Below are 4,486 nucleotides of genomic sequence, written 5' to 3'. Positions count from 1 at the left end.
ATCCGAAAGCGGACGCGTTTTCACGGCTTCATTTTGATGCTGTCATGTTCGCGGTTGGCCGCATCAATCGCCGCACCGTTGTTGAGTGCCCACGCGCAGAGCGCCTCAAAGGGCTCGCGTAGTGAATGGCCGAGCGGGGTGATCGCATACTCGACGCCGATGGGTGCGGTCGGCAGCACCGTCCGGGTCACCAAACCATTGCGCTCCAGCCGCTTCAGCGCGTCCGCCAGCGCCTTGTGCGTGATGCCGTCGAGCCGCCGTTTGATCGCGTTGAACCGTGAAGGCCGCGGGCAAAGCACCGTGAGGATCAGGATCGTCCACTTGTCGGCGATCTTGTCCAGCACCGGGCGGACCTGCGCCATGTTGGCGAGCGCGCAAGCGGACGCGGCATCGAAGTCGGTATCGTCGGCCATATCTAGGCTACCTTAAGTGCGTTCTTGATAGCAGATACACGCTGTGTATCTGCTGCGCCATTGCAGATGAAGGGATGCCCCGATGGCTCGCATGCAAGACAAGGTTGCGCTGGTGATCGGCGGGGCGAAAGGCATCGGCCTTGCGGTCGCCGAGCGGCTGGCGGTCGAAGGCGCGTCGGTCGTCTTCACCGGGCGGCGCGCCGACGAGGTCGACGCAGCCGCTGCGAGGATCGGGCGCGGTGCGCAGGGCCTCGTCGCGGACGCAGCCCAACAGGAGGATCTGCACCGCGTCGTGGCGACGGTGCGGGAGATGCATGGCCGGATCGACGCGCTGGTCCTCAACGCGGGCATCTCGGAACCCGCGACCCTGCGCGACGGGACGCCCGAGCATTTCGACCGGCACTTTGCGGTCAACGTCCGTGGGGCTGTCTTCGGGTTGCAAGCGGCTCTGGGCGCAATGGGGCGGGGTGGGGCCGTCGTGCTGATGGGGTCGATTGCCGACGTCATGGGCGTGACGCCCTACGGGACCTACGCCGCGACGAAGGCAGCGCTGCGCTCCTACGCGCGCACATGGACGGCGGAACTGGCCCCACACGGCATCCGCGTGAACGTGGTGGCCCCCGGTCCGACCGATACCGCCATGATGGCGAGCGTATCTGAGGACGGGCGGGCCGCACTCATCGCGCCGATCCCGCTCGGCCGCATGGCGCGTCCCGAGGAGGTGGCAGCGGCCACGCTGTTCCTACTGAGCGACGAGGCGAGCTTCGTTGCGGGGGCCGAACTGTGCGTCGACGGCGGGATGCAGCAGGTCTAGCGTCCCGATAGCAGTTTCAGGGTGTCCGCTTCCGCCGGTTTGCATCCCCGAAGCGGACCATCTTGAAGCCACCCATTTTGGACGTTCAGATGGGCGCGTCGTGGTGGCAGATGCTGGCCGAAAGCAGAACAATCGCTTCGGAAAAGGCCGACCAGAGATGCGGACGGCCTTCAATCGATCCGGATCGGAAAGGAACGGAGCGAAACGCGTCACTCATAAGCAGATGTCCCGGCCTTGACCGAGAGCCTCCGGTTCCATCCCGGCGGCTCGAGCGGCCAACCGGCATAGGCAAGCGTTAACCCTTAAGACAGATGTGGCGGACCATGCCTCAGGTCACTGTGGCGGTGTCTTGCCAGGCTGCGCCAAGGACCCTTCGCGCGCTTGCATAAGCCACCTGCAATCTCCAGCGTGGGCGCAATAGAATGGCCGAGATGTCCGTCGATGAAGCTCTCGATCGAGCCAACGCCGATATCCAAGCGGGACGGCACCAAGAAGCCAGAAATCTTCTGGAGGCGATACTCAAGGTAGAAGACAAAAACCCTCGAGCCTTGATCGGACTTTCGGTCGTCAGCTTCCAACAAGGCGACCTGCCGAACGCGGTCAACTACATCTCGGCAATAGTCCTAGAGAATCCATTCGACAGCGACCTCCTCGGCACGTGCTCGGCCCTTCTGCGGAGCTTTTCCGTCGAGGAATTCGCCGATCGTGTCGAAGCGATAAGTGATGACGCCAAGAAGGATGCGCGGACAATAACGGCGTGCCTCGACGGTTTTCTCAACATGGCGGATTTCGGATCTTCGGGCGAGGCGATCGTGCGCGTCCCATCCGAGATCGCTAGCGCGATCCACTTCATATCGCTCGACGCTCTGTCTGTAGGCTCCAACAGATCGAAGTTCGGTCGGTACTCGCCTATCAACTGTGTCATCGCTCCTACCGCGGGAGACTATGAATTCCGCGAGAAGCACTTCATCTACGCGTCCTCACTGCTGGAGGACAAGCAGGAGATCCTTGAGGCGTTCGGCCTCCGGGATCTGGCACGGGTCAAAGAGGTTCACAAGGTCAAAGCGAAGCGCATGTCGGATGCCCTCGATGAAATCGGGGTCTCAGGTCTCGACTATTTCAAGAGCGATCTGGAGGGCATAGACGGCTTGGTCCTGCGCGACGCCCGGCAGCACATCGCCGGGGCCGCCGTCGTACAGGCCGAGCTCCGTTTCATGCCGGCCTACGAGGGGGAGCCGCACTTCGACGAGACCGTCGCCTACATGCGCGGACAAGATTTCGAGGTGCTGCATCTGACCAATGAGAATTGGCGGTACGCGACCCGGCACAGGGAGCACATGGCCAGAGGTCGGACGGTGTTTGCGGATACCGTGTTCGTGAAGAATCTCGACACGTATCTATCGCTTCAAGGACGCTCGACCGAGGCCGTGGTTCGATATTGCCTCGCCTGCGGCGTGTCGGGCAACGCAAACTATGCCGAATTCATACTCGAGAAGCACAAGGAACTCGTCCCTTGTGATCTCGTCGCCGCTCTCGTCAACTACCTGATACCGAAGGCCCGCTTCGGTCAGCCTCAGTTCGCCAAGACCCGGCTCGGTCATGTCGCCATGTCGTGACCGGAGTTTCCAGCCTCACGCCCTGGAAGGCTACGGCGGCGGGCCATCCAGGGCGATCAGATCGACGTTCCGCGCCTTGAGGACGCTGAACAGGCCTTCCAGTTCTCTATCGCAGGGATCGTCCACGATCGCGGCTTCCGGCGTGTCCTCCTCCAGCCACGCCTCCGCATCCTTGTTGGAGGAGAACCCGAGCGGGTCGTAGCCGAGTCTCTCGAGCATTCGGCACGCCCGTCGCCGCCGTGCGGCGCTACGGGAGAGGGCCAGGGCCGGAGGCCGGAGCGGACGAGCGGCCATCACGCGGCCTTCCGCGACTTCGAGGACGTCGCCTTGCCCGCGCCGCGGTTCGAATTTAGCCGCGACCGCTTCGAACCCGCCTTCTTCCGGGCAGCGGCCGGCTGAGCGGAGGATCCACCCTTCTCGGAGTCGATGCTGCGCCTGAGGGCCTCCATCAGGTTCACGACGTTGCTGGAGCTCGGTGCCGCCACCTTCGATCGACCCTTGCCCTTCTCGGGCTTCTTCGCCTTGCCCTTGACCAGCGCGATCAGCGCTTCCTCGTAGCGGTCCTCGAACTTCGACGGATCGAACTTCCTCGTCGACCGGGCGATCAGCTCCTCAGCCAGGGACCGCATCTCGTCGGTCGGATTGCCGTCCGGCATGTCCTCGAAGTAGGCGGTGGGCGACCGGATCTCGTCCTGGTACCGCAGCAGGGTCGCCAGCAGGCCTTTGCCGTAGGGCTCGATCAGGACGATGCGCTCCCGCTTGTAGATGACGATCCGGCCTAGGCCCGCCATCCCCTTCTTCCTCATCGCATCCCGGATGACGGCGAACGCTTCGCGCGACACCTTGTCCTCGGCCGCGAGGTAGTAGGGCTTGTCGAGGTAGCGCTCGTCGACCTCCTCGCGCTTGCAGAACGCCTCGATGTTGATCGTATGCGTGCTTTCCAGCGCGATCTCGCTGAGCTCCTCGTCCTCGACGGGGACGAGGTCGTCCTTGGCGACCTCGCAGCCCTTCACCTGATCGTCGCGATCGACGGTCTCGCCGGTCACGGAGTCGACCAGCAGCTGCTTCACGCGGTTGCCGGTCTCACGGTTGATCGTGTGGCACTTCAGGTCCCGCGACGAGCTGATCGCCGGATACAGTCCGACGGAGCAGGAGACGAGTGAAAGTCGCAGGTGCCCCTTCCAATTGGCGCGCGATGCCACTGCAGCCTCCAGAATTCGCACAAGTATTCGTCGCCGGCGATGAGTCGATGCGATGCCGACCACGAATTCGGCGACTCAACGAGAGTCGCTCTCGACTCGTTCCTGCGCAGTTCGCCCTGTGGATAACTTGCGAGATCTTGCCTGCCCCCGCAGTCGAAGCGGCATCCCGGAACCGGCGATCGGCCGCGCGGTTTGCCGGAAGTCATGTCCGAACTCCTCAAGCCGTACCGCGAGAAGCGGGACTTCGAGTCCTCGCCCGAGCCTCGTGGGCGCCGTGGCCGGAAGACCGCCAAGGCGCGATTCGTCGTCCAGAAGCACGACGCCCGACGCCTGCACTACGATCTGCGGCTGGAGATGGACGGGGTGCTCAAGAGCTGGGCCGTCACCCGCGGGCCGAGCCTATCGCCGGCCGAGAAGCGGCTCTCCGTCCGCACCGAGGAC

At 63.7% G+C, this 4,486-nt stretch carries 6 protein-coding genes; 3 read left to right on the top strand and 3 right to left on the bottom strand.

Annotated features, from left to right (window positions below):
* Positions 1-20: 20 nt before the first annotated feature.
* Positions 21-413 carry a winged helix-turn-helix transcriptional regulator gene (locus ACOJTB_RS08945; RefSeq protein ID WP_020096271.1) on the bottom strand — a complete coding sequence of 131 codons (393 nt, stop codon included), beginning with the start codon at positions 411-413 and terminating at the stop codon, positions 21-23.
* Positions 414-495: 82 nt separating this feature from the next.
* Between ACOJTB_RS08945 and ACOJTB_RS08940 the strand changes: the two genes are divergently transcribed.
* On the top strand, positions 496-1,227 hold the full coding sequence (locus tag ACOJTB_RS08940) for an SDR family NAD(P)-dependent oxidoreductase (protein WP_020096270.1): 732 nt from the start codon (positions 496-498) through the stop codon (positions 1,225-1,227).
* 422 nt (positions 1,228-1,649) lie between these two features.
* Positions 1,650-2,843, top strand: a complete 1,194-nt coding sequence (locus ACOJTB_RS08935) for a tetratricopeptide repeat protein (RefSeq protein ID WP_420102177.1) — start codon at positions 1,650-1,652, stop codon at positions 2,841-2,843.
* 30 nt (positions 2,844-2,873) lie between these two features.
* On the opposite strand, the gene ACOJTB_RS08930 is transcribed toward ACOJTB_RS08935, so the two are convergent.
* On the bottom strand, positions 2,874-3,062 hold the full coding sequence (locus tag ACOJTB_RS08930; protein WP_100253661.1) for a hypothetical protein: 189 nt from the start codon (positions 3,060-3,062) through the stop codon (positions 2,874-2,876).
* Positions 3,063-3,136: 74 nt separating this feature from the next.
* Positions 3,137-4,108, bottom strand: a complete 972-nt coding sequence (ku, locus tag ACOJTB_RS08925; protein WP_420102176.1) for a non-homologous end joining protein Ku — start codon at positions 4,106-4,108, stop codon at positions 3,137-3,139.
* Positions 4,109-4,249: 141 nt separating this feature from the next.
* Here ku and ACOJTB_RS08920 point away from each other — a divergent pair.
* Positions 4,250-4,486: DNA polymerase ligase N-terminal domain-containing protein (locus ACOJTB_RS08920; RefSeq protein ID WP_420102175.1), on the top strand; the 237-nt coding region annotated here is incomplete at its 3' end.

The organism is Allobosea sp. (assembly GCF_048595345.1).
Lineage (GTDB): Bacteria > Pseudomonadota > Alphaproteobacteria > Rhizobiales > Beijerinckiaceae > Allobosea.
The sequence above is the reverse complement of the archived record's forward strand: the minus strand, read 5'-3'. Positions and strand labels throughout refer to the sequence as shown.